At 54.2% G+C, this 22036-nt stretch carries 22 protein-coding genes; 15 read left to right on the top strand and 7 right to left on the bottom strand.

Going from position 1 to position 22036, the window contains the following annotated elements:
• The first annotated feature begins 251 nt into the window (after window positions 1-251).
• The 3 genes from psiE to ubiA all read left to right on the top strand — a co-directional run bounded on the left by psiE (window position 252) and on the right by ubiA (window position 2196).
• On the top strand, window positions 252-659 hold the full coding sequence (psiE, locus tag J9880_RS05955; RefSeq protein WP_095924316.1) for a phosphate-starvation-inducible protein PsiE: 408 nt from the start codon (window positions 252-254) through the stop codon (window positions 657-659).
• 89 nt (window positions 660-748) lie between these two features.
• Window positions 749-1288, top strand: coding sequence for a chorismate lyase (gene ubiC / locus J9880_RS05950; protein ID WP_119823725.1), 540 nt, complete (start codon window positions 749-751; stop codon window positions 1286-1288).
• A gap of 41 nt (window positions 1289-1329) precedes the next feature.
• On the top strand, window positions 1330-2196 hold the full coding sequence (gene ubiA, locus J9880_RS05945) for a 4-hydroxybenzoate octaprenyltransferase (RefSeq protein ID WP_133823668.1): 867 nt from the start codon (window positions 1330-1332) through the stop codon (window positions 2194-2196).
• A gap of 98 nt (window positions 2197-2294) precedes the next feature.
• Here ubiA and plsB read toward each other — a convergent pair whose 3' ends face one another.
• On the bottom strand, window positions 2295-4778 hold the full coding sequence (plsB, locus tag J9880_RS05940) for a glycerol-3-phosphate 1-O-acyltransferase PlsB (protein WP_095924319.1): 2484 nt from the start codon (window positions 4776-4778) through the stop codon (window positions 2295-2297).
• A 130-nt stretch (window positions 4779-4908) separates the two neighbouring features.
• Between plsB and J9880_RS05935 the strand changes: the two genes are divergently transcribed.
• The 4 genes from J9880_RS05935 to J9880_RS05920 all read left to right on the top strand — a co-directional run bounded on the left by J9880_RS05935 (window position 4909) and on the right by J9880_RS05920 (window position 8073).
• The gene (locus J9880_RS05935; protein WP_095924320.1) at window positions 4909-5277 is read left to right on the top strand and encodes a diacylglycerol kinase; all 369 of its coding nucleotides are present in this window, start codon (window positions 4909-4911) and stop codon (window positions 5275-5277) included.
• 119 nt (window positions 5278-5396) lie between these two features.
• Complete coding sequence (gene lexA, locus J9880_RS05930) at window positions 5397-6005, top strand: transcriptional repressor LexA (RefSeq protein WP_095924321.1); 609 nt, start codon at window positions 5397-5399, stop codon at window positions 6003-6005.
• Between the two features lie 303 nt (window positions 6006-6308).
• Window positions 6309-7664 (top strand): MATE family efflux transporter DinF, encoded by a 1356-nt coding sequence (gene dinF, locus J9880_RS05925; RefSeq protein ID WP_119823721.1) that lies wholly within the window; start codon window positions 6309-6311, stop codon window positions 7662-7664.
• A 199-nt stretch (window positions 7665-7863) separates the two neighbouring features.
• Window positions 7864-8073 carry a CsbD family protein gene (locus J9880_RS05920; RefSeq protein WP_013577368.1) on the top strand — a complete coding sequence of 70 codons (210 nt, stop codon included), beginning with the start codon at window positions 7864-7866 and terminating at the stop codon, window positions 8071-8073.
• A 134-nt stretch (window positions 8074-8207) separates the two neighbouring features.
• Here the strand turns inward: J9880_RS05920 and zur are convergent, their stop codons facing one another.
• The gene (zur, locus tag J9880_RS05915) at window positions 8208-8717 is read right to left on the bottom strand and encodes a zinc uptake transcriptional repressor Zur (RefSeq protein WP_095924323.1); all 510 of its coding nucleotides are present in this window, start codon (window positions 8715-8717) and stop codon (window positions 8208-8210) included.
• A gap of 264 nt (window positions 8718-8981) precedes the next feature.
• On the opposite strand from zur, the gene dusA reads away from it, so the two are divergent.
• The gene (gene dusA, locus J9880_RS05910) at window positions 8982-9989 is read left to right on the top strand and encodes a tRNA dihydrouridine(20/20a) synthase DusA (RefSeq protein WP_095924324.1); all 1008 of its coding nucleotides are present in this window, start codon (window positions 8982-8984) and stop codon (window positions 9987-9989) included.
• A 201-nt stretch (window positions 9990-10190) separates the two neighbouring features.
• Entirely contained in the window at window positions 10191-10427 is a 237-nt protein-coding gene (pspG, locus tag J9880_RS05905) for an envelope stress response protein PspG (protein WP_095924325.1), read from the top strand.
• A 396-nt stretch (window positions 10428-10823) separates the two neighbouring features.
• On the opposite strand, the gene J9880_RS05900 is transcribed toward pspG, so the two are convergent.
• Window positions 10824-11807, bottom strand: a complete 984-nt coding sequence (locus tag J9880_RS05900) for a quinone oxidoreductase (RefSeq protein WP_232770210.1) — start codon at window positions 11805-11807, stop codon at window positions 10824-10826.
• A 182-nt stretch (window positions 11808-11989) separates the two neighbouring features.
• Here J9880_RS05900 and dnaB point away from each other — a divergent pair, with 182 nt between their 5' ends.
• Window positions 11990-13396 (top strand): replicative DNA helicase, encoded by a 1407-nt coding sequence (gene dnaB / locus J9880_RS05895; RefSeq protein ID WP_013577363.1) that lies wholly within the window; start codon window positions 11990-11992, stop codon window positions 13394-13396.
• A gap of 165 nt (window positions 13397-13561) precedes the next feature.
• On the top strand, window positions 13562-14641 hold the full coding sequence (gene alr, locus J9880_RS05890; protein ID WP_131694006.1) for an alanine racemase: 1080 nt from the start codon (window positions 13562-13564) through the stop codon (window positions 14639-14641).
• A 3-nt stretch (window positions 14642-14644) separates the two neighbouring features.
• On the opposite strand, the gene J9880_RS05885 is transcribed toward alr, so the two are convergent.
• On the bottom strand, window positions 14645-15424 hold the full coding sequence (locus tag J9880_RS05885; protein WP_095924328.1) for a transporter substrate-binding domain-containing protein: 780 nt from the start codon (window positions 15422-15424) through the stop codon (window positions 14645-14647).
• Between the two features lie 123 nt (window positions 15425-15547).
• On the opposite strand from J9880_RS05885, the gene J9880_RS05880 reads away from it, so the two are divergent.
• Window positions 15548-16012 carry an Lrp/AsnC family transcriptional regulator gene (locus tag J9880_RS05880; protein WP_131694005.1) on the top strand — a complete coding sequence of 155 codons (465 nt, stop codon included), beginning with the start codon at window positions 15548-15550 and terminating at the stop codon, window positions 16010-16012.
• A 245-nt stretch (window positions 16013-16257) separates the two neighbouring features.
• On the top strand, window positions 16258-16890 hold the full coding sequence (locus J9880_RS05875; RefSeq protein WP_095924330.1) for a YitT family protein: 633 nt from the start codon (window positions 16258-16260) through the stop codon (window positions 16888-16890).
• 88 nt (window positions 16891-16978) lie between these two features.
• Here the strand turns inward: J9880_RS05875 and J9880_RS05870 are convergent, their stop codons facing one another.
• Complete coding sequence (locus J9880_RS05870; protein WP_119823717.1) at window positions 16979-17728, bottom strand: 3-oxoacyl-ACP reductase family protein; 750 nt, start codon at window positions 17726-17728, stop codon at window positions 16979-16981.
• A 127-nt stretch (window positions 17729-17855) separates the two neighbouring features.
• Between J9880_RS05870 and J9880_RS05865 the strand changes: the two genes are divergently transcribed.
• Window positions 17856-18800, top strand: a complete 945-nt coding sequence (locus J9880_RS05865; RefSeq protein ID WP_095924332.1) for a LysR family transcriptional regulator — start codon at window positions 17856-17858, stop codon at window positions 18798-18800.
• A gap of 116 nt (window positions 18801-18916) precedes the next feature.
• The gene (locus J9880_RS05860) at window positions 18917-20110 is read left to right on the top strand and encodes an amino acid aminotransferase (protein WP_095925259.1); all 1194 of its coding nucleotides are present in this window, start codon (window positions 18917-18919) and stop codon (window positions 20108-20110) included.
• A 163-nt stretch (window positions 20111-20273) separates the two neighbouring features.
• Here J9880_RS05860 and J9880_RS05855 read toward each other — a convergent pair whose 3' ends face one another.
• Together J9880_RS05855 and J9880_RS05850 are read right to left on the bottom strand one after the other, a co-directional pair.
• Window positions 20274-21059: a DeoR/GlpR family DNA-binding transcription regulator gene (locus J9880_RS05855; protein WP_095924333.1), complete on the bottom strand. Its 786-nt coding sequence runs from the start codon at window positions 21057-21059 to the stop codon at window positions 20274-20276.
• 36 nt (window positions 21060-21095) lie between these two features.
• Window positions 21096-21992, bottom strand: a complete 897-nt coding sequence (locus tag J9880_RS05850) for a sugar kinase (RefSeq protein WP_119823715.1) — start codon at window positions 21990-21992, stop codon at window positions 21096-21098.
• Window positions 21993-22036 lie beyond the last annotated feature (44 nt).

Raw genomic sequence — 22036 nt, 5'->3', positions numbered from 1 at the left:
TCCCTCGTCATCCTTCAGACTGTTTCAGCGTTGGCTGCGTGAACTCACCCCGGTCACTTACTTATGTAAGCTCCCGGGGCTTCGTTCCCTTGCCGCCTTGATCCAGCCCGAATGATTTAGAGGGACAGGTCGCAATATTTCTAAATAAAAGGGTTAGCCTTCACCGGCTGACCCTTTTTTAATGGCCGTTTTCTGGCGCGGACTCTGTGGTATTCTGCGGGTATTCATAACAAAAGTGGGATGTAGATCACATGGCAGGATCCAAGCGCGCAATGATGATATCCGTCATTATGCAGCGAATTTTGAACGTTTTCTTATTAGGGCTGGCCGCGATCCTGATGATTTTTATCGGGCGCGAAACCTACCATTTAGCGATGGTTCTGTTCGTGAATAACGACCAGTCTTCGTCGTATTTACTGATCGAGGGGATTGTCATTTACTTCCTCTATTTCGAATTTATTGCCCTGATTATCAAATACTTTTCGTCGGGTTATCATTTCCCGCTGCGCTATTTTATTTATATCGGCATCACCGCGATTATCCGCCTGATCATCGTCGACCATAAAAGTCCTTACGACACATTGGTTTACGCCTGCGCGATCCTCGTGCTGGTGGTGACGCTGTTCCTTGCGAACGGCGAACGTCTGCGCCGCGAATAAATCAGGCAATTACTGCCTCGCATTGATGCGCTAGAATGCGAGGCAGATAATTCATTGGAGGTATGAATGCCTCCATTACGGAGCCGTTGATGTCTGATTCCCACTCTCCCGAACAATCCCCGATCCACTGGTTCGACGATCCCTCACAAGTCCCTGCCGATGTGGCTGACTGGCTGATGGAAATGGGATCCATGACCCGCCGGTTTGAAAAGCAGGGTGTTACCGTCACCGTGAAACCGCAAAACGAATGTTTTGTCAGCCGTGAAGAACTGGGTGAAAGCGAAGCGCAGCAACTGCCGGAAAGCGCCCGTTACTGGATCCGCGAAATCGTGCTGTTTGGTGATGCACAGCCGTGGTTGCTCGGGCGTACCGTTATTCCTGAAGAAACGCTGACCGGGCCGGATCTGGCGCTGGTCGATCTGGGCACTGTACCGCTGGGGCGCTATCTGTTCAGCGGCAATAACTTGTCGCGGGATTACATTCATTTAGGCCAGTTGCACAGTGAGCAGGGCGAATTATGGGCGCGCCGTTCCCGCCTGCGTCTGTCTGACAAACCCTTGCTGCTGACCGAAATTTTCCTCCCGGATTCGCCGGTTCACCGCCCAGAGGGCAAAGTGAGTAAGGCATGAGCCAGACTGATCAACAAGGAGAACAGAGAGTGTCAGGAAGTATGACTCAGGGCACATGGCGGGATTACTGCCGCCTGATGCGTATTGATAAGCCGATCGGCTCGCTGCTGCTGCTGTGGCCGACGTTATGGGCATTGTGGGTGGCCGGTGGCGGCATGCCGTCAGCCAAAATTTTGCTGGTCTTTGTACTGGGCGTATTTTTCATGCGCGCCGCCGGTTGTGTGGTAAATGACTACGCCGATCGTAAGTTTGATGGTCATGTCAAACGCACCGCGAACCGGCCATTGCCGAGCGGGGCGATCACCGGTAAACAGGCGAAAATCTTGTTCGTCGGGCTGGTGCTGGTGTCATTCGGGCTGGTGCTGTTGCTTAACCGCATGACCATTTTGCTGTCGCTGGCCGGGCTGGCGCTGGCATGGATTTATCCGTTCATGAAGCGCGTCAGTCATCTGCCGCAGGTGGTATTAGGTGCCGCGTTTGGCTGGGCGATCCCGATGGCATATGCCGCGGTGAGCGAAAGTGTGCCGCTCAGTTGCTGGTTAATGTTTGCGGCGAATATCTGCTGGACGGTGGCTTACGATACCCAATATGCGATGGTCGACCGTGACGATGATTTGAAGATCGGGGTGAAATCTACCGCCATTCTGTTTGGCCGTTTTGACACACTGATTATCGGCCTGCTGCAACTGGCGACGCTGGTGCTGATGGGGTTTGTCGGGCATCTTTCCCAGCTTGGCGCGCCGTTCTACTGGTCGCTGCTGCTGGCTGCGGCGCTGTTTGTGCATCAGCAGAAGCTGATTGCCAAACGCGAGCGTGATGCCTGTTTTCTGGCTTTCCGCCAGAACAACTATGTCGGGCTGGTGCTGTTCCTCGGTATTCTGATGAGTCTGTCGGCGTTCACGTTGTAAGTGTTCCTGAACTGATTCAGCGACCATAAAAAACGCCCGGACTCTGTAAAAAGTCCGGGCGTTTTGTTTTACCGTCAGTTGGCGTGCGTTAATACCGGTTAGTGATCGGTATCGCGCACATCCATCTTAGGCTCAGCCGGTGGCTCCGTCGGTTGCGGCAGCTCGGAAGGCATACCCGCACTCTCAATCGTCAGCTTGATATCCGGCGTCATCAGGTCACTGAGCATGAGGTAAATCTCACGCGTTTGTTCCTGAATGGCGTCACCGGTGTCACTGATATAGCCTTCGGCGCGCAGGGTACCGACCAGCGTCGAGAACACTGCTTTATCGAAGAACTCAGGGGCATTGATACCGTGCAGCACGGATAAACGCTGCGCCATAATCCGGCTCTCTTTTTCCAGCGCACCACGGTTGATGCTTGGATTATTGGTGAGCAGGGAGAAAGTGATCGCGTAGCGTTGCAGCGTTTCACGTACGCCGGCAGCCAGCAGCTGCAACGTACGGATACGCGCCGGATTGAGTGTCAGCTCATCATCTTCAAGATGAATGATTTGCTGGCGCGCCAGTTCCAGCGTCAGAACATCCAGCACCTGTGGCAGTTCAGACGTGTCGAAATGCATAAACAGTTCGGCTTTCAGCATCGGATAAATCAGTTCTACCTGACGCAGTAATTCCGCGCGGCTGACCTGACGATGATGCATCACAATGCTGGAAATCAGCGACGGCAACACCAGCATATGATGGATGTTGTTGCGGTAGTACGTCATCAGCACGGCCTGTTCACGAGGCAGAACGATGATGTCGCCGATGTTGTCTTTCTCAACCTGGAACTTGTTCATGTTCAGCGCATGATCGAGCAACTGATCGGCCGTCAGATCGGGCACCGTCGAATCCGCGTTGTAAGGCACATTACGCAGCAATTGCAGATAGCAGTCGATTTGCTCGGTCAGTTGTTCGCGGGTCAGTGAACGCTGACGGGAAGCCAGCAGCGCGGTACAACACAAGTTCATGGCATTGGCTGCCGCTGAATTGTTGATGCGCACCATGATCTGTTCTGCCAGATCCTGCACCGTTGGCGTCAGCCAGCTCGGACGTTGTGCTTCGATCGGATCGATGGCTTCACGCCAGGTCGGCACGTTCTGGTTCAGGTAAGTGGTCAGATGCAGCGGCTCACCAAAGTTCACATAACCCTGACCAAGGTTACGCAGCTTGCGCAGGCCGTTAAGCATCTGCGTCAGACTTTCTTTCTCTTTGGTCGCACCGCGCAATTCTTTGGCGTAGGTGCCCACTTCCATCACATGCTCATAACCGATGTAAATCGGCACCAGCGTAATTGGACGTGAACCGCCGCGCAGCATGGCCTGAATGGTCATCGCCAGCGTACCGGTTTTCGGTTCCAGCAGACGTCCGGTGCGTGAACGACCGCCTTCAACAAAGTATTCCACCGAATAACCACGGCTGAACAGTTCGCCCAGATATTCACGGAAAACCGTCGAATACAGCTTGTTGCCTTTGAAGGTACGGCGGATGAAGAACGCGCCCAGACGGCGGAAAATCGGACCGGCTGGCCAGAAGTTCAGGTTGATACCGGCGGCGATATGCGGCGGCACCAGCCCCTGATGATAGAGCACGTAAGAGAGCAGCAGATAGTCCATGTGGCTGCGGTGGCAGGGCACATAGACGATTTCCTGACCGTCCAGCGCGAGCTGGCGTACACGTTCGGCATTATTAACATTAATGCCTTTGTACAGACGGTTCCACGTCCAGCTCAGCACACGATCAGACAGGCGCACGGCTTCATACGAGAAGTCGGCGGCAATCTCTTCCATCAGGGCGATGGCGTTTTGCTGGGCTTTTTCATGGGAAATCTTCTTGCTGCGCGCCTCGTCTTCAATGGCTTTTTCAATCGCTTTGGAGGCCAGTAATTTATTGAATAAATCCTGACGAGCCGGAAGACGCGGGCCAACGGCGGCCAGACGCTGGCGGGAGAAATGCATCCGCGCCACGCGGGCCAGTTTCTGCGCGATGGTTTTATCTGTACCGTGCTCTGTCGCCATATAGCGCAGGGAAACGGTATTGGAGAAACGGACAAAACTGTCGCGTCCCAGCCACAACACGGCGAAGAATTTCTGAATGCCGTTCAGCACGCGCAAATGTGGCGTATCGTCCTGACCTTCACGACCCGGCGCACGGCCAAACATCACCGACACCGGCAACATCTGAATGTCTAACTCCGGATTATTGCGGTGTAGGTCCAGATAGTCGTGGAACAGTTTTACCGATTCCTGCTTTGGCGTGTAATACGAGAAGACACGCGGCCCTTCGGCGATGAAGACGTGGCTTGGCAGCAGGGTTCCGTCGATTTCTAACGGGATCAGGGGATCGGGCAGATTCTGCGCCAGACATTGCGCACGCAACGTCAGCAAATCGGCTTTGGAGTTATAAGGCAATACGTACAGAATTGGCCGCGTCGGGTCTAAATGCAACTCGGTAACGGGATCTGAAGGTATGACCTTGCTCTTTACCAGCAATGAGAGTGGTAAATTCAATAATGTGTAATAAAGTCTACGCCAACCTGACATAAAAACGTGAAGCCTCTTGTTAGCCATTTCGCCGCAAGGATACCAGAAAGATCCGTGGAGATCTGTGGTCATATAAAAGCTAAAATACGGCACACTTTTAAGGACAACCCTTCAAGGATCAGTACCCCAAATGGCGAATCAAGTCACTGGATTTACCCGAATTTATAAAGCGGCTGGCTATTCCTGGAAAGGATTGAAAGCCGCATGGCAAAACGAAGCGGCTTTTCGCCAGGAAGCCAGTGTGGCTATCCCGTTAATTTTATTATCATTCTGGTGCGATGTCAGCAGCATAGAACGCATTCTGCTGATTGGCTCAGTGGTGTTGGTGTGCGTCACCGAACTGCTCAACAGCGCGGTGGAATGTGCGATTGACCGCATCGGCCCTGAATTTCACGTACTGTCAGGCCGCGCCAAAGATATCGGCTCCGCTGCCGTACTGCTGACCATCATATTGGCGATTTTTGTCTGGGTCAGCATCTTTTGGCCGCGATGGTTCTGATTTGGAATCTGCATTCCAGGAATCACCGTTATGCCCTGTTTTTATTCAATCTTAGGTTTTCATTGGCCGTTTAGCTGTATATACTCACAGCAAGACTGTATAAACAACCAGGGGGCGGAATGAAAGCTTTAACGACCAGACAACAAGAGGTCTATGACCTTATTCGCGATCATATCTCCACCACCGGTATGCCACCCACCCGCGCAGAGATTGCGTCACGTCTGGGGTTTCGTTCTCCCAATGCGGCGGAAGAGCATCTGAAAGCGCTGGCACGTAAGGGCGTTATCGAGATTGTCTCCGGTGCGTCACGTGGCATCCGCCTGCTGATGGAAGAAGAAGAAGGTTTACCGCTGATCGGCCGTGTGGCTGCCGGTGAACCGCTTCTGGCTCAGCAACATATTGAAGGCCATTATCAGGTCGATCCGGCGATGTTTAAGCCGAGCGCCGATTTCCTGCTGCGCGTCAGCGGTATGTCGATGCGTGATATCGGTATCCTCGACGGTGATTTACTGGCCGTGCATAAAACGCAGGATGTGCGTAACGGTCAGGTCGTTGTGGCCCGCATTGATGACGAAGTCACCGTGAAACGCCTGAAAAAACAGGGCAGCGTGGTGCAGTTATTGCCTGAAAACAGCGAGTTCCAGCCGATTGTGGTGGATTTGCGCGAGCAGAATTTCAGCATTGAAGGTTTAGCCGTAGGCGTCATCCGCAACGGCAACTGGATTTGATCTTCGTACTTCGAGCTATCTCTTCGTTGGCTGCCTTCGCGAACCCCGGTCACATACTGGTGTATGCTCCCGGTGTTCGCTCAGTTGCCGCCTTGATATAACTCGAATTACTCGCTCAAATTCGTGAGCCAGATGCTTCGATTTAGCGTCTGGTCTCGATAGTATCGAACATAGTTGAATAGGGATGGCGGCCGCCTCCGGCATTCATTTGAATTCAAAGAGAAAGCATTTTCTCTCATCGTCGCCCCTTTCGGGGCGATGTCATTTACAGGCATAACCTGAACCTCCGGCATGAGATTCTCTATGCAACATCATTCCCTGCGACAAAAATTCCAAAACACCTTTCTAAGTCCTGCCGATAAAGCACTGTGGATGCTGGCGTTGCCGATGATTTTTTCCAATATCACGGTGCCGTTGCTCGGGCTGGTGGATACCGCAGTGATCGGCCATCTCGACAGCCCGGATTATCTCGGCGGTGTGGCTGTCGGTTCTATGATCACCACTTTCCTCTTTATGCTGCTGTTGTTTCTGCGCATGAGCACCACCGGCATGACCGCGCAGGCGCTCGGCGCGAAAGACAATCAGCTGCTGGCGCGTGCCTTCGTACAGCCTTTTCTTCTGGCCGTGCTGGCCGGTGCCATCATTGTGTTATTCCGCCATCCGCTGATGGAACTGGCATTTCACATTGTCGGCGGTAGCCAGCCGGTACTGGAACAGGCGAGGTTGTTTATTGAAATCCGCTGGTTCAGTGCGCCGGCATCGCTGGCCAATCTGGTGATCCTCGGCTGGCTGCTGGGGATTCAGTATGTGCGCGGGCCCGTGATCCTGCTGATTGCCGGGAATCTGCTGAATATCATTCTGGATCTGTGGCTGGTGATCGGGCTGGGTTGGAACGTGCGTGGTGCCGCCATGGCGACCGCCAGTTCGGAGTATTTCACCCTGCTGATCGGATTGTATTTTGTCTGGCGGGTGATGAAACAACGCGGTATTACCGGTGAAGAAATCACCTCTGCATGGCGCGGTAACCTGCGTCGTCTGCTGGGGCTTAACCGCGACATCATGCTGCGGTCATTGCTGCTCCAGCTTTGCTTTGCCTCACTGACTATTCTGGGCGCGCGGCTGGGCAGTCACGTCGTGGCGGTGAACGCGGTGCTGATGAATCTGCTGACGTTTACCGCTTTTGCGCTGGATGGTTTTGCCTACGCTATTGAAGCGCATTCCGGTGAGGCGTTCGGTGCCCGTAACCGCGAAAAACTGCTGAATGTCTGGCACGCCGCGTGTCGTCAGGCCGGGCTGGTCGCCCTGTTTTTCGCGCTGGTTTATGCCCTGGCGGGTGACGCGATCATTAACGCGCTGACGTCATTACCTGAACTGCGTGAGCTGGCTGACCATTATCTCGGCTGGCAGATCATTCTGCCCCTGGTGGCCGTCTGGTGCTATTTGCTGGATGGTATGTTCATAGGCGCAACGCGCGGGCGGGATATGCGTAACAGCATGCTGGTGGCGGCGCTGGGATACGGTCTGACACTGTTCACCTTACCGCTGCTGGGTAACCATGCCCTGTGGCTGGCACTGACGGTGTTTCTGGGGCTGCGGGGGCTGTCGCTGGGCTGGATATGGCGTCGTTACTGGCGGCATGACACCTGGTTTACGTCCTGAATGGGGTGATTTTTCCGCATTTTTCAAAGGCATAAACCCCGACGTGTCGTTATTTTCTGCTTTGGATTAATCCTAATAACGCTTTTTATCCCTGTTTCGGGAGGATTAATCGGGATTCTCTACTAACCTTTAAAGTGTTAAGGACGAACTGCAAGCGAGAAATGCAGTTCACGAAACCCAAGGTAACAGGAGATATTTTATGAATAAGGACCAAGCCGACGGTAACTGGAAACAGTTCAAAGGGAAAGTGAAAGAACAATGGGGCAAGCTGACGGATGACGACCTGACAGTGGTTGAAGGTAAACGTGATCAGTTGGTCGGTAAAATTCAGGAGCGTTACGGCTATCAGAAAGATCAGGCCGAGAAAGAGCTCAATGAATGGGAAACCAAAAATAAATATCACTGGTAACACGCGACTCCCCCTCGCGTATCAGTGACGTATCCTGGCTTTAGCTGCTCCTACCCGGAACAATTCAGGATACGGGTACACGGAAGTACCCAACCTTTACCCCCGCAAGTTATTCGTCGTTATCCCTTCATCCCTCAGCGTTTTTTCACCACAATACTGTGGTCATGATCGCAGTGATCATGGCTGTCGCAGGTTTCCACGACTTTACATTCCGCACACAATCCATGCGCTTCCACCACCGAATGACGAAGTTCAAATCCGGACTCTGACGCCAGTTTTGCCAGGCGTTCTTCAATGCCGTCCGTGGTTTTTTCGGTGACCAGCCCGCAGCGGTCGCAGATAAACAGCGCAGAGGTGTGGCTCGGCTCTTCAAAATGGTGGCACAGCACATAGCTGTTCGCTGACTCAACGCGGTGTATAAACCCTTGTTCCAGCAGAAAATCCAGCGCACGGTAAACGGTCGGCGGTTTTGCCTGCGGCTCGCTGACACGCAGCAAGTCCAGCAAATCATAGGCGCTGATCGCACCGGGTTGTTGCGTCATCAGACGCAGTACTTCCAGCCGCTGCGGGGTCAGGCGAACATTGCGCTGCTGGCAAAGTTCTTCAGCTTGTGAAAGTAATTTTTCCGGATTATTCAGGGTCATAGCAACGTTCTCTGAGCGCAGATGGGGGGAGACAGGCCACATCATGCGACCTGTGTTGATTTTATCATGCTTGCGGCAAAACGCCGAATTATGCGCCATTCAGATGTGATACGGCGTCGTCATTCGTTCGCTTAACGGCACAAGATGCCGAATCTTTGTTCTGTGATATAATCAGCGATTACATTCCCTCTGGCGGTCACGCCGGAAGGAGCGCCACGAACCCCTTCAGCGAATGTCAGGCCGATGTCAGAAACTCAACACGCAATGCCCCGGACCACCCCTTTTTCCGCTCAGCGTTTTTCCGTTGCGCCCATGCTCGACTGGACTGATCGTCACTGCCGCCATTTTCACCGGCTGATGACCGGTCAGACCCTGCTGTATACCGAAATGGTGACCACCGGTGCCATCATTCACGGCAAAGGGGATTATCTGGGCTTTGGCGATGAAGAACATCCGGTATCCTTGCAGCTTGGCGGCAGCAATCCTGCCGATCTGGCGCATTGTGCGAAGCTGGCGGAAGAACGTGGCTATGACGAAATTAACCTGAATGTCGGTTGTCCGTCGGATCGCGTACAAAACGGCATGTTTGGTGCCTGTCTGATGGGGCAGGCATCGCTGGTTGCCGACTGCATTAAAGCGATGCGCGATGTGGTTTCCATTCCGGTCACGGTCAAAACCCGCATTGGTATCGACGATCAGGACAGTTACGAATTCCTCTGTGATTTCATCCGTCAGGTGTCTGAAAACGGCGGCTGCGATACCTTCATTATCCATGCGCGTAAAGCCTGGCTTTCCGGCCTCAGCCCGAAAGAGAACCGTGAAATCCCGCCGCTGGATTACCCGCGCGTGTATCAGCTTAAACGTGATTTCCCGCATCTGACGATGGCAATTAACGGCGGCATTAAAACGCTCGAAGAAGCCAAAACCCATCTGCAATATATGGATGGTGTGATGGTGGGGCGCGAGGCTTATCAGAATCCGGGCATGTTGCTGAATGTAGATCGCGAGCTGTTCGGTGCCGACACGCCGCTGAAAACCGGGCCGGACATTATCCGTGCGCTGTACCCGTATATTGAAGCAGAGCTGAGCAAAGGAACCTACCTCGGCCACATTACCCGCCACATTCTGGGACTGTTCCAGGGCGTGCCGGGCGCACGTCAGTTCCGTCGCCATCTCAGTGAGAATGCACATAAAGCCGGTGCAGGTATTGATGTGGTTGAACAGGCATTGCAGATGGTCGCTCAGCAGCAGGAAATGGCGGCGCAGGCCTGACCGCGATAAAAAGCCAGTGAGCAAAATCACTATCAGTTAGTCAGATTCACTATCTCTGCGCAGGCCGTTCGCGCCTGCGTATTATTTTTCTCTTATGATTCAGCGGATTAACGCTCCTTTCATACTGGCACGTTTCTTGTAATAGCCAAGATGTGTTTTGACATCATGTCTTATTACACATGGCTTATTAAGGAGCACCCGATGCTGGAAATTCTCTTCGTGCTTGGTTTTTTCTTTATGCTGATGCTCACCGGCATCTCTTTGCTGGGCATGATTGCGGCGCTGGTCGTGGCCTTTGCGCTGATGATGTTGGGTGGCTTTCTGGCAATTGTTATTAAAATGTTGCCGTGGCTGGTTTTGGCGGTGGTAGCCGTGTGGATTTACCGGGCATTTATCCGGCCAGATGAACCAAAATATCGTCGCCGTCGTTTACCGTAATCACGACGATCAATAATTGGTTCGCGTAACCCACTGAAAATATGATGATTGCTGGCTGTCTTTTAAGCACAAAAAAATGTAACCGTTGCAGCGATAACTTTTGCTTATGTGCTAGCGATCACAAGCTGGGTCAGAATGTGCGGTAGAAACGCATAAATCATATTTTTTAACATGGGTGACTGTTAGGATGGAATTCATTGGCAGCCAGCAGGCTGTAAACTGAATTCATCAAGTCCGCTGAGGCACACAATAGTCGCTTAAGTGACATCGCCCTGTGGATTTACCCGGCAGTACCCTACAGCAGTACCCGTCTGAAATCAGAGGTCGTCTGAATCAGACAGTAAGAAAGGCTTTCACATCTGTGAAAGCCTTTTTTGCATTGGCTCAGGGAAACTTTTATGGGATGAGTAAACTTGAACCCTGTGTCACGCGGCTTTCCAGCGTTTCATGTGCGCGTTTTGCCTCTGCGAGCGGGAATTTCTGCGCGTCGCTGACATCGACTTTTATCGCACCACTGGCAATCAGTGAAAACAGCTCGCTGCTGGCTTCCTCGAGTTCTTCACGGTTGGTCACGTAGCCATTGAGGGAAGGGCGGGTGACAAACAGGGAGCCTTTCTGATTGAGGATCGCCAGATCCACGCCTTTCACCGGGCCGGAAGCATTACCGAAACTGACCAGTAAACCACGGCGTTTCAGGCTGTTAAGCGATTTCTCGAAGGTATCTTTACCCACCGAGTCGTACACCACCCCGACTTTCTCGCCACCGGTCAGTTCCGCCACGCGGGTCGCGATATCTTCTTTTTGATAGTTGATGGTCGCCCAGGCGCCCGCCTGTTTGGCGCGCTCTGCCTTTTCGTCCGACCCGACGGTGCCAATCAGTTTTACACCCAGGGCTTTCGCCCACTGACAGGCAATCAGACCCACGCCACCGGCGGCGGCATGGAAAAGAATGGTTTCACCGGCCTGCACTTCATGGGTTTTACGCAGCAAATAATAAACCGTCAGCCCTTTCAGGAAGGAGGCGGCGGCCTGTTCAAAGCTGATGGCATCCGGCAGCAGGGCAATTTTTTCCTGCGGCACGTTATGAAATTCACTGTAAGCGCCGAGCGCGGATTGCGCATACACCACGCGGTCGCCCGGTTTGATGCCGGTCACGCCGCTGCCGACTTTGCTGACCACGCCTGCCGCTTCGGTGCCTAAACCCGCCGGGAAACTCGCCGGTGGGTACAAACCGCTGCGCACGTAAGTATCGATATAGTTGATGCCGATGGCTTTGTTCTCAACCTGAACCTCGCCAGCCTGCGGATCTTGTGGCTGATAATCAACATATTGCAGAACGTCAGGGGTGCCTGTTTCAGAAAACTGGATGCGCTTCGCCATGTTTTTTCCTCGTGATGGAGCCTGATTTCAACCCTAGGCTAAATGTCCGGGACAATCCAGATTTTCGGCACTAAGGGTTAATACCCTTTTGAAATGGTTTATACTGTCGCGCGAGTCAGGCTCCGATTTTTGGAAACCCGACGCTCATAAAACAGGCGCTTAGAGCAGGAATTAATCCACAGATGGCAGCAAAAAAACCGACCAATCAACAGAACGAAAACCGCGATCGCCAGATGGAAGGGTTGAAACTTCCGCCGCATTCGCTGGAAGCTGAACAATCCGTTCTGGGCGGGCTGATGCTGGACAACGAACGCTGGGATAACGTCGCCGAGCGCGTGGTCAGCAATGACTTCTTCAGCCGCCCGCATCGCCTGATTTTTACCGAAATGCAGCGTTTGCTGGAAATGAGCAAACCGATCGACCTGATCACGCTTTCTGAATCTCTGGAACAGAAAGGCGATCTGGACTCCGTCGGCGGTTTCGCCTATCTGGCAGAACTCTCGAAAAACACCCCAAGTGCGGCAAACATCGGTGCTTACGCAGACATCGTGCGTGAACGTGCGGTGGTGCGTGAAATGATTTCCGTCGCCAATGAAATTGCCGACGCGGGCTATGATCCGCAGGGTCGCAGCAGCGAAGACCTGCTGGACTTAGCCGAATCCCGCGTATTCCAGATTGCCGAAAGCCGCGCCAGTAAAGACGAAGGCCCGAAAAGCATCGACCGCATTCTGGAAAGCACCGTTTCCCGTATCGAAGAACTGTTCCAGCGCCCGCATGATGGCGTAACGGGCGTCTCGACCGGCTATGCCGACCTCGACAAGAAAACCGCCGGTCTGCAAAAATCTGACCTGATCATTGTCGCGGCGCGTCCGTCGATGGGTAAAACCACCTTTGCGATGAACCTCGCCGAAAATGCGGCGATGATGCAGGATAAACCGGTGTTAATCTTCAGTCTGGAGATGCCCGGCGATCAGATCATGATGCGTATGCTGGCGTCACTGTCCCGCGTCGACCAGACCAAAATCCGTACCGGTCAGCTTGATGATGAAGACTGGGCGCGTATCTCCAGCACCATGGGCATTCTGCTCGAAAAGCGGAACATGTATATCGATGACTCGTCCGGCCTGACGCCAACCGAAGTTCGTTCGCGCGCCCGACGCATCTTCCGTGAGCACGGCGGGCTGAGCCTGATCATGATCGACTACCTCCAGCTGATGCGCGTTCCGGCGCTGTCCGATAACCGTACGCTGGAAATCGCCGAAATTTCCCGCTCGCTGAAAGCACTGGCGAAAGAATTGCAGGTGCCGGTAGTGGCGCTGTCGCAGCTCAACCGAAGCCTGGAGCAACGTGCGGATAAACGCCCGGTCAACTCCGATTTACGTGAATCCGGCTCCATCGAGCAGGACGCCGACTTAATCATGTTCATCTATCGTGACGAGGTCTATCACGATAACAGTGAAGAAAAAGGCATCGCGCAAATCATCCTCGGTAAGCAACGTAACGGCCCGATCGGTACCGTCCGCCTGACCTTTAACGGTCAGTGGTCGCGGTTTGATAACTATGGCGGCCCGCAATACGACGAAGACTAGTGCGGGGCTATTTTGCTTGCCATTTTGTGTCCGGGCAGTGCTCAAAATCCTCGTGTACTACGTGTACACTCCGGTTTTTCCGCGCTGGCCGAACGCAAACTGGCTGCGCCAATAACGCCCCTTTAGGCTGCTAAAACCCCAATAATTTCATGCAAAGGACTCAAAATGAAAGCGGCTACGGCTGTCATTGATCGCCGCGCTCTGCGACACAATCTGCAACGGGTGCGTCATCTGGCGCCACAAAGTCGTCTGGTTGCGGTAGTGAAAGCAAACGCTTATGGGCACGGTCTGCTGGAGACGGTGCACAGTTTGCAGGACGCCGATTATTACGGTGTCTCCCGGCTCAGCGAGGCGCTGTCGCTGCGTAAAGCCGGTGTGGTGAAACCCATCCTCCTGCTCGAAGGTTTTTTCTCCGCCAGCGAATTACCGCTGCTGGTCGAGCATCAGCTCGATACCGCCGTTCACAGCATTGAACAACTTGAGGCGCTGGAAAACGCGCAACTGGCCCGTCCGCTGAATGTCTGGCTGAAAATCGACACCGGTATGCACCGTTTGGGCGTGCATCCGGCACAGGCCGATGCTTTTTATCAGCGCCTGAGCGCCTGTAAAAATGCGGTTCAGCCGGTCAATATGATGAGTCATTTCTGCCGCGCCGATGAACCGCAAAGTGACGCCACGCCGAAACAGCTGAACTGCTTTAACGCCTTTGCGGCAGGCAAGCCGGGGCAAAAATCTATCGCCGCTTCCGGCGGGATTTTGCTGTGGCCGGAATCACATATGAATCTGGTTCGTCCGGGGATTATTTTGTACGGTGTCTCGCCGATGGAAACCGGTACCGCCCGCGATTTCGGGCTGCAACCGGCAATGACCCTGACCTCCAGCCTGATTGCCGTGCGTGAGCATTTCGCCGGCGATCCGGTGGGTTACGGCAGTACCTGGGTCAGTGACCGCGATACCCGTCTGGGTGTGGTGGCGATGGGGTATGGCGACGGTTATCCGCGCAGTGCGCCGAACGGCACCCCGGTTCTGGTGAATGGCCGCGAAGTGCCGGTGGCCGGACGCGTGTCGATGGACATGATCACGGTGGATTTAGGGCCGGACGCTACCGATAAGGTCGGTGATGAAGTGATTTTCTGGGGCGAAAAATTACCGGTTGAGCGCATCGCGCAGGCAACCGGTATCAGTGCTTATGAGCTGATCACACAACTCAGCGAGCGCGTTGCCCGCATTTATACTGGCGACTAAACCTTACTTCTTCACGCCCAGCCACTGGCTGACAATTTTCTGATAGTCACCGGTGGCTTTACTCAGGTGCAGCCACTGGTCGACATACATCTTCCAGCTCACGTCATCACGCGGCAGCATGTATGCCTTCTCGCCATATTGCAGCGGCTTTTTCGGATTCACCGCACAGAGTTTCGGATAGTGTTTCTGCTGATACAGCGCTTCCGACGCATCAGTGATCATCACGTCCGCTTTCTTATCCACCAGCTTCTGGAAAATGGTCACGTTATCGCTCAGCGTCAGCGTGCCTTTCGGCAGATGGCTGTGCACGAAGGCTTCGTTGGTGCCGCCCGCCGGTTCAATCAGACGCACGGAAGGGCGGTTCAGCTGTTCAACCGTCTGGTACTGACGCACGTTTTCGCAGCGTACCAGCGGGATTTTCCCGTCCTGATCCAGCACATTGGCAAACCAGGCTTTCTGCTGGCGTTTCAGCGTGACCGAAATGCCACCCATCGCGATATCACAATGTCCGGCACTCATTTCGTCCGGCAGTGTTTTCCAGGTGACCGGCACCCAGTTCACTTTCACATCCAGACTCGCCGCCAGCGATTCGGCCATGGCGATATCAATGCCTTCATACTGGCCGTTTTCTTTCAAAAACGTATACGGCTTATAGTCGCCGGTGGTGCAGACATTCAGCGAGCCTTTCTGTAATACGCGCTCAAGATGGGAAGACGTGGGATCCGCTTTTGCGAAACCGGGCAAAGCAGACAGTAAGGCAAGAGAACAGAGGACTTTTTTCATTATTTTTTCCTTGCGGTATCAATGTGCGCAAGTATAAGAAAAAACAGCCGATAAGTAATTAACCGGTATAGTCTTTGCAATACAATTCCAACACATAAAAATTAAAACGACAGGAAAACTGCTATGTACAGCGTTGATGATTACGACCTGAAAATTCTGACCCTATTACAAGCCAACGGAAGACTGACCAATCAGGAATTAAGCGAACTTGTGGGGCTGTCGGCCTCACAATGCTCACGCCGCCGGATTGGTCTGGAGCAGGCGCAGATGATCCTCGGCTACCATGCCCGTCTGGCACCGGAAGCGTTAGGGTTGGGAATGATAGGTTTAATCGAAGTCCGCCTTATCAACCACTTACCTGCACAGGTTGATGCCTTTCACAGTATGCTGGGCGAAGTGGATGCCATTATTGATGCCTATAAAACCACCGGCGATGCCGATTATTTACTGAAAGTGGCAGTCAAAGATTTAGCGGGTTTAAGTGCGTTGATCAGCCAAATCCTGTCAGTGCATAAAAGTGTCGCCCATGTGAAAACATCCGTCGTCCTTAACCGGTTAAAAGAAAACGGCTTATTGACGCTGGTCTGAGATTATTAACCTGATATTTCCCGTGCACTATAACGGGGATTTATTTTGGTGCAAACTCACCGTGATGGTGCATTATTTTGCATGAGTATGCGCATTCTGTGCATGTAAAGAATAATTAACGCGTCGCAAAATCTTATTTTCGATTTTTAATGCAAATTCCGTGCGCGAATATTGCCTTAATTCCCCATCTCATTAATTATCCGGAAAGGGTAATTACGCATGAATATTTCGGGAACTGGGGAATTATGGCAACTGTAGAAGACATCAAACCACCGGTTGAGCAGCCGCGTATCGGCCATACGCTGCTTGAAGATGCGCTGGCGATCATTATTGGTACGCTGATGGTCTCTTTTGGCGTGGTGATGTTACGGCAGGTCGGCGCGCTGACCGGCGGCACGGCGGGAATGGCATTTCTGGCGCATTACGTGACGCAGGTGTCATTCGGTACCGCGTTTTTTATCATTAACTTACCTTTCTATTATCTCTCTTTCCGCCGTATGGGGTTGCAGTTCACCCTGAAAACCTTTGCCGCCGTCGCGCTGGTGTCGGTCTTCTCTGACCTGCATCCGATGTTTGTCCATTTCGATCATCTTCAGCCGTTCTACGCCACGCTGTTTGCCAATGTGATCATGGGCATCGGCTTCATTGTGCTGTTCCGCCATAAAGCCAGCCTCGGCGGCGTGAACATTCTGGCGCTGTTTCTGCAGGACAAATACGGTATCCGCGCCGGTAAACTGCAAATGGGCGTGGACTGCTGCATCGTGCTGGCATCGCTGTTCGTCGTCAGTTACGAAATGCTGATTGCCTCGGTGCTGGGTGCGGTGATTGTGAATCTGATTATCGCGATGAATCACCGTCCGGGGCGCTACAGCGTCTGACGATACGGATAAAAAATGGCGCAACGCGTTGACCGGCAACGTGTGCGCCCTTTTTTTATCTACCGTTTTATACCTGCCGTGACCGGCATTACGCGCCGAAACCGCCGTCAATGGTCAGGTTCGCGCCGGTGATGTAACCCGCTTCCGGGCCGGAAAGATAAGCCACGAAGCTGGCGATCTCGCTGTCTTTGCCGTAGCGGTTGAGCGCCATGTAAGAACGCATACCGTCAGCCATTTCGCCGTCTGCCGGGTTCATATCGGTATCAACCGGGCCGGGTTGCACGTTATTCACGGTAATGCCGCGCGGACCTAAATCCCGGGCCAGACCTTTGGTCAGGCCGACGATGGCGGATTTGCTCATGGCATACACCGCGCCGCCCTGGAACGGCATACGGTCGGCGTTGACACTGCCGATGGTAATAATACGGCCGCCGTCAGGCATATGGCGCGCCGCCTGCTGGCTGGCGACAAACACGCTGCGCACGTTGACGGCGATGGTGCGGTCAAAATCATCCATCGTCAGCGCGTCGATTTCGCCGAACGCCAGCACACCGGCGTTATTCACCAGAATATCGATTTTACCGAATGCGTTTGCCGCGCTGTCGATGGCGGTACGCACGCTGGTTTCATCGGCGCTGTCGGCTTTGATTGCCAGTGCTTTACCGCCGCTGGCTTCAATGCTTTTCACCAGCGCCTGGGCTTTGTCATCGGAAGAGACGTAAGTGAAGGCCACGCTGGCACCTTCGCTGGCCAGACGCTGAACGATAGCCGCGCCGATGCCGCGTGAACCGCCCTGAACGAAAGCGGCTTTGTCTTGCAGTGAATGTTGAGTAGTCATAATCAGATGCTCCGGATAAGGATGTTAATCGGGTTGGTGAACCGAGTATTCACCTGATCCGTGCGGTGAACTAGCCGGTAATCGCTATAATCATTTCAAACTGATGGTTTGAAATCGGAGAGAACGCATGCTTGTTCATCTGGATTGCTTTGTGATCAGCGCCGATACCGGCAGCTTTTCTGCGGCGGCGCGGCAACTCGGGCTGACCTCGGCGGCAGTGGGTAAGAATGTCACGACGCTGGAAACGCAACTCGGCGTGCGCCTGTTTCAGCGTAGTACACGCAAGCTGATGCTGACGGAGGCCGGTGAGCGATTTTTGCAGGAAGTGCGCGGCGGCCTGACCACGGTAAAAATGGCGATGCAGGGGCTTTCGACGTCGACTGAACGTCCTTCCGGCACGCTGAAAGTCAGCATGGGCACCTTTTTTGGTATGCACTTTATTTTGCCGCTGCTGGCCGAATTTTTGGAACTCTATCCGGATATTCAGCCCGACTGGGAATTCGATAACCGCAAAATTGACCTGATCGGCGAGCGGTATGATGCGGCGATTGGCGGCGGTTTCGAACTGCCGCAGGGCATTGTGGCGCGCGAACTGGCACCGGTGCACGCGGTGCTGGCGGCGTCACCGGCGTATCTGCGCCAGCATCCGCCGTTTCTCGAGCCGGACGACCTGACGCGCGGACACGGCATCCGTATCCGTTCGCCGCAAACCGGCCGGATACGCAATTACATGCTGCGCAATGCCGCCGGACAGCAATCGCCGGTGGGATTGCCGTTGCGGATGACGTTCAACGAACCCGAAGCCTGTTGCCGCGCGGCGGTCATGGGGCTGGGCATTGTGATGGGCAATATGCCGGATTTGCTGCCTTCGCTGGAGAACGGCGATCTGGTGCGGGTTCTGCCCGACTGGTATGCGGAAGCTGGCGGTATTTTTCTGTATTTCCCGACACATAAACTGCTTCCGGCGAAGACACGGGTCTTTGTCGATTTTATTATCGGGAAGTTTCGTGAGCACCAGATTGCGCGACGTATTGATGCCCGGCTTTTTGTGCAAAAACCCGCCGTAAAATGACAACATAGTTGTCATCTTTTTTAACGAACTTTGATAGTCTGTGAAACAGTTGCGATGCGCCGGGCTGCCGGACGTGGATCGCAGCGCCACTCAACCAAACCAAGGAGATGTATACCGTGTTCCAACATGTCGATGCCTATGCCGGTGACCCGATTTTGTCGCTGATGGAAAGCTTCAAGACCGATCCGAGACAAGATAAGGTAAACCTGAGCATCGGTCTTTATTACGACGAGCAGGGTATTATTCCGCAACTGGCTGCGGTGGAAAATGCAGAGCAACAGCTGAACGCCGGGCCACAGGCCGCGTCAGTGTATCTGCCAATGGAAGGTCTGCCGGCGTACCGCGCAGGCATTCAGGAACTGCTGTTTGGTGCGGATCATCCGGCATTGAAACAACAGCGTATCGCGACCATTCAGACCGTCGGCGGTTCCGGCGCACTGAAAGTCGGTGCGGATTTCCTCAAGTTTTACTTCCCGAATTCAGACGTTTACGTGAGCGACCCGACCTGGGAAAACCACGTGGCGATCTTTGGTGGCGCGGGCTTTAAAGTCCATACCTATCCGTACTTTGATCCGCAAACGCTGGGTGTGAACTTCACCGCGATGACTGAACGCCTGAAAACCTTACCGGCGCAAAGCATCGTGCTGCTGCACCCGTGCTGTCATAACCCGACCGGTTCTGACCTCACGCCAGCGCAGTGGGATCAGGTGATTGAAATTACCAAACAGCGCGAGCTGATCCCGTTCCTCGACATCGCCTATCAGGGCTTTGGCGCGGGCATCGACGACGACGCTTACGCCATCCGCGCGATGGCCGCTGCGGGCGTCAACTGCTTCGTCAGTAACTCCTTCTCAAAAATCTTCTCCCTGTACGGCGAACGTGTCGGCGGCCTGTCTGTGGTCTGTGAAGACAGCGACGCGGCGGGACGTGTACTGGGTCAGCTGAAAGCCACCGTGCGCCGCAACTACTCCAGCCCGCCGAACTTCGGGGCAAAAGTGGTGGCGAAAGTCCTGAGCGACAGCGCGCTGAATGCCCAGTGGAAAGCGGAAGTGGAGAAGATGCGTACCCGTATTCTGGAAATGCGTCACACGCTGGTCGACAGCCTGAAAACCGCCTTGCCGGGCCGTGATTTTGACTACCTGCTGCAACAGCGCGGGATGTTCAGCTACACCGGTTTCAGCGAAGCGCAGGTTGTCCGTCTGCGTGAGGAATTCGGTGTTTACCTGATCCTCAGCGGCCGCGTCTGTATGGCAGGTCTGAATCACCACAATGTGAAACAGGTGGCTGAAGCTTTCGCCGCCGTCCAGTAAATTCCCGTCATACTTCGGGCTACGGATGCGTTGGGTGCGTTCACTCACCCCGGTCACAGGCTACGTCCCTGCTCCCGGGGCTTCCTGAACTTACTGCCTTCCCGTAACCCGAATTATTGAGGGGATTGGATGTGTATAAGGCTGACAGAAATGTCGGCTTTTTTTATTCCGATGCGCTGACTTTAATCACTTCGACCTGATGGTTTTTCAGCACCTTGAGCAATCCGGCGGGCGGAAGTTCGTCGGTGAACAGCGCCGTAGCCTGCGAGACGTTGCCGATTTCCACCGCTGCCGAGGCATGATATTTGGTGTGATCGGCCGCCAGCAGAATATGGCGTGAATGCGCCATCATGGTTTTCACTACGCTGGCCTCGTTGACGTCAAATTCCAGCAGGGCACCGTCACCTTCAATCGCGCCGACGCTGGTCACCAGATAATCGGCACGGAATCCGGCGACAAACGCCGTGGCCGCCGGGCCGATAATCCCGCCGTTGTGCGGGCGCAACGTGCCGCCGGGCACCATCACTTCAAAGCGCGGATTCTTATACAAAATATGCGCGACGCGCAGACAGTTAGTGATAATCCGCAACCGGTTGTGATTGAGCAGCGAGTGCGCCACCTGCTCGACGGTGGTGCCGATGGTGATAAATACCGTCGAACCGTCGGGAATGTAATCAGCAATGGCTTCCGCAATGGCTTTTTTCTCTTCCGTCCAGGATATCTCGCGCTGCTCAAAGGCAGTATTGACCACGCTGGAGGCACGTCCCGCGCCGCCGTGATGGCGGGTGATCAGCCCCTGATCGCTGAGCTTGCGGATATCGCGGCGGGCGGTTTGGGTCGATACATCCAGCAGCGCCGCCAGTTCTTCAATGTTCATATAACCGCGTTCGGCAATCAGCCCGAGCAATTGATCGTGACGCGGATTGCCGGTCAGTTCAGTAAGACTCATGGATACATCCTTTAAAATGAGCGTATGAGTCGTATTCTATACAGAAAGTGACAAAAAAGACCGGGTCTGATCACAGTCAGGGATCCCCGCACGGCCACCCGGCTGTGTGCATTTCAGTGCGGCCACCCCGCTGGCAAAACGCACGGCTTCGCCGGAAGAGGCGCCCTGCGCCAGACTGACCGCCAGCGCACCGTGAAAAACATCCCCCGCGCCGGTGGTATCCACCACCCTGACGGCAAAACCCGGCTGATGATGCAGGCTGTCATTTTCCAGCCACAGACAACCTTGCCCGCCTTGTGTGACATACACCTGACCTTTTGTGAGCGTTTGGGCTTTGACTAACGCAGAACCGGCATCTGCTTCGCCGGTCAGCCGTTGCAAGCCGGGGGCAGAGAATGCGCTGTGATCGCTTAACGTCACCAGACCGGCGATATCCTGCGGCGTCACATCGGCATCCAGCACGGTGAGCACACCGGCCTGACGCGCCAGCGTAAATGCCTGTTTCGCGCCGTCGTGCCAGCGCACATCCGCCAGCACCACATCCCATTGCGAAAAGTCGAGCGCCTGCAACCAGGTCGCGGAAACGGGCAAGTCCGGGCTGGGATAATTGATGATGATCCGCTCCCCGTGCTGATCCACCAGGATGGCGGATTGTGACGAACGGGCCTGCTCAACGCGGCGGACATAGCGGGTGTTTACCCCCAGGGATTCCAGCTCCGCGAGCAGCCGGTTGCCGGTATCGTCATCGCCCACGCGGCCAATAAAGTCCACCTGCGCGCCCAGTTTAGCCGCCGCCACCGCTGCCGTGGCCGCCGGGCCGCCACCCACTTCATGATATTTTTCAGCGACATATTTCCCTCCTTCCGCAGGTAATTCATTCACGTAATAAATCCGGTCCATTACGGCGATCCCGACACAGGCAATGCGAATCATGGCTATTCCTTAAGCGTGTTTTGATGAGGTTATTTTAATTCAGC

This window comes from Rahnella victoriana (assembly GCF_021276285.1).
GTDB classification, from domain to species: domain Bacteria; phylum Pseudomonadota; class Gammaproteobacteria; order Enterobacterales; family Enterobacteriaceae; genus Rahnella; species Rahnella victoriana.
Note: the sequence above shows the minus strand (reverse complement) of the source record. Positions and strands in the feature narration are given on the sequence as shown.